The 2,103-nt window shown below is 30.3% G+C and carries 3 protein-coding genes; 2 read left to right on the plus strand and 1 reads right to left on the minus strand.

What is annotated here, in order from left to right:
• Positions 1 to 127 precede the first annotated feature (127 nt).
• Positions 128 to 868, minus strand: a complete 741-nt coding sequence (locus tag EK368_RS00155) for a hypothetical protein (RefSeq protein ID WP_129595703.1) — start codon at positions 866 to 868, stop codon at positions 128 to 130.
• A gap of 105 nt (positions 869 to 973) precedes the next feature.
• Between EK368_RS00155 and EK368_RS00160 the strand changes: the two genes are divergently transcribed.
• Together EK368_RS00160 and EK368_RS00165 are read left to right on the plus strand one after the other, a co-directional pair.
• Complete coding sequence (locus EK368_RS00160) at positions 974 to 1,483, plus strand: transposase (protein WP_129595704.1); 510 nt, start codon at positions 974 to 976, stop codon at positions 1,481 to 1,483.
• Complete coding sequence (locus EK368_RS00165) at positions 1,447 to 1,770, plus strand: MerR family transcriptional regulator (protein ID WP_129595705.1); 324 nt, start codon at positions 1,447 to 1,449, stop codon at positions 1,768 to 1,770. Before EK368_RS00160 ends, EK368_RS00165 begins: the two co-directional genes overlap by 37 nt.
• The last annotated feature ends 333 nt before the right edge of the window (positions 1,771 to 2,103 follow it).

Here is a 2,103-nt window from a genome sequence, read left to right on the forward strand (position 1 = left end):
TAACTACACTTCAACCTTTATGAAACTGCATTTATAACAAATATATTTTACATATAATGTAAATTAGACTCAATTTACACGAATGGCTGCCCTACCCCATCATCACCAATAGCACCATTAGAACTACTTAAATCTTTTCCATTTTAATCTTGCCTGATACAGGAGATATCCTTACGTCATCAATTTTTAATATACGTGTTGTATTTCCTTCACTTATATCAATAACTTTGTTAATTTCAATAATCTTCATATCATTAGATATATTAGAACTATTTATAGTAGTACTAAATTCCCATGTCCCAAATTCCTTGCTTAGCCATCTTCCTGCCTCTGTTTTTGACTCACCTATATCAAAGTCTTTAAATTTAATTTTCATATTATAATCTTTATTTTTTTCTAATTTATCAAGTAACTCAAAATCAGTATCACCTAATCCATCTCCATCAGTATCAATACTAGTTAAATCAACAATGTATAAAACTTCTTTTTTATCCTCACCTCTTACATTCCTTTGCTTAATTGCTCCACCTTGTCCTGGAAAAGACATATCTCCTATTGTAATAAGTGGTATATCTGGTTTAAACTCTTTTTTATTAAAGCCATGTTTTTCTAAATCAAAATTACTATAATCAATACCCAAGCTTACGATTAATTGTCTATCATCAAGCATTACATCTCCTAAGTTAAGTATTAATCTATCTTGTTCTAATGACTGACTTCCTTCAAATTTATATTTATCAAATACTCCATAATCTTTATCTAAAAAATACTCAATATGATTTACTAATCTATCAACATATGCCCATGTTCTCTCATTTTCTAAAGCTACAGAACCTAAAATAAGTGTTGCTGATATACTTGCTACCATTAATTTCTTATTAACTTGTTTTCTCGCTTTCCCCCTATGTTAGGATAGTTGTTGTATGATATAAAAAAATGATATAGTTAAATATCAAATTTAGGAGCGATAACTATGAGTGAAAAAACAAACAAATATATGCCTTATCCGGAAGAACAAAAAGAAGCACTTATTAAAAGAATGTTGCCACCAGAAAATAAATCTATAGCTGAGTTGTCTCGAGAAACAGGGATTAATCGATCTACACTTAATAATTGGAAACGAAAAGCACAGAAAAACGCAGGTCTAACTGAAAATAACAATAAAAATTTTTCATCACAGCAAAAATTTTTAATCGTCATTGAAACTTACACAATGAATGAAGCGGAGCTTGCTGCCTACTGTAGATCAAATGGGCTATACATGGAACAAATAAATCAATGGCGCAATACTTGTATGAATGCAAATGATAGTGTTATTAAACCTTCTAAAGAATTACAAGGCGAGTTAAATGAAGAAAAAAAGAGAAATAAATCTTTAGAAAAAGAACTTAAAAGAAAAGAAAAAGCATTGGCTGAAACAGCAGCTTTATTGGTGCTTAGAAAAAAGTGGGATGCGTTCTTGGAGGAAAACGAGGAAGATTAACTCATCCTAAAGAGCGCATAAGAGCAATAGAGTTAATTGAAGAAGCTAGAAATACTGGGGCAAGGTTAAAACCTGCATGTAATATAATTGGGATTAGTATAAGAACTTATGAGAGATGGGTTCAAGGTGGAAAAATTCACTTTGATACAAGACCTACAGCAAAACGACCTATCCCTAAGAATAAATTAAGTCCCTTAGAATACAAGAAAATACTTAAAATTGTAAGCTCTAACGAATTTGTAGACTTACCTCCATCTCAGATTGGCGGGACACCGAGATACGTGTAAAAACCAGTAATTTAATGGATATTTTTTATAAATACAACTTTTGTAATGATTTATAGAGTCTTTCATAAATCCTACTTAGTGAAACAGCCTAAAAATAAGCATTTTTACGTTTCAAAATTACAACAAAGCTCATTTTGAAATATTTCCAATTACATGTAGTTTATTTGAAACGTATTATTGAGAAATGGTTTGGTTACTGAATTATATTAAACTTATGTAAATTTCATCCACCAAGTTACCGTTTTGTACACGTATCTCGGTGTCCCCCCAAATATGGCAGATAAAAAGTAAAAATAATTTTTATATAAAAGGTCTGCATATAGATGTAGAAAG

Origin of the sequence: Anaerophilus nitritigenes, assembly GCF_004138215.1 — a bacterium.
In the GTDB taxonomy this organism is placed as follows: domain Bacteria; phylum Bacillota; class Clostridia; order Peptostreptococcales; family Thermotaleaceae; genus Anaerophilus; species Anaerophilus nitritogenes.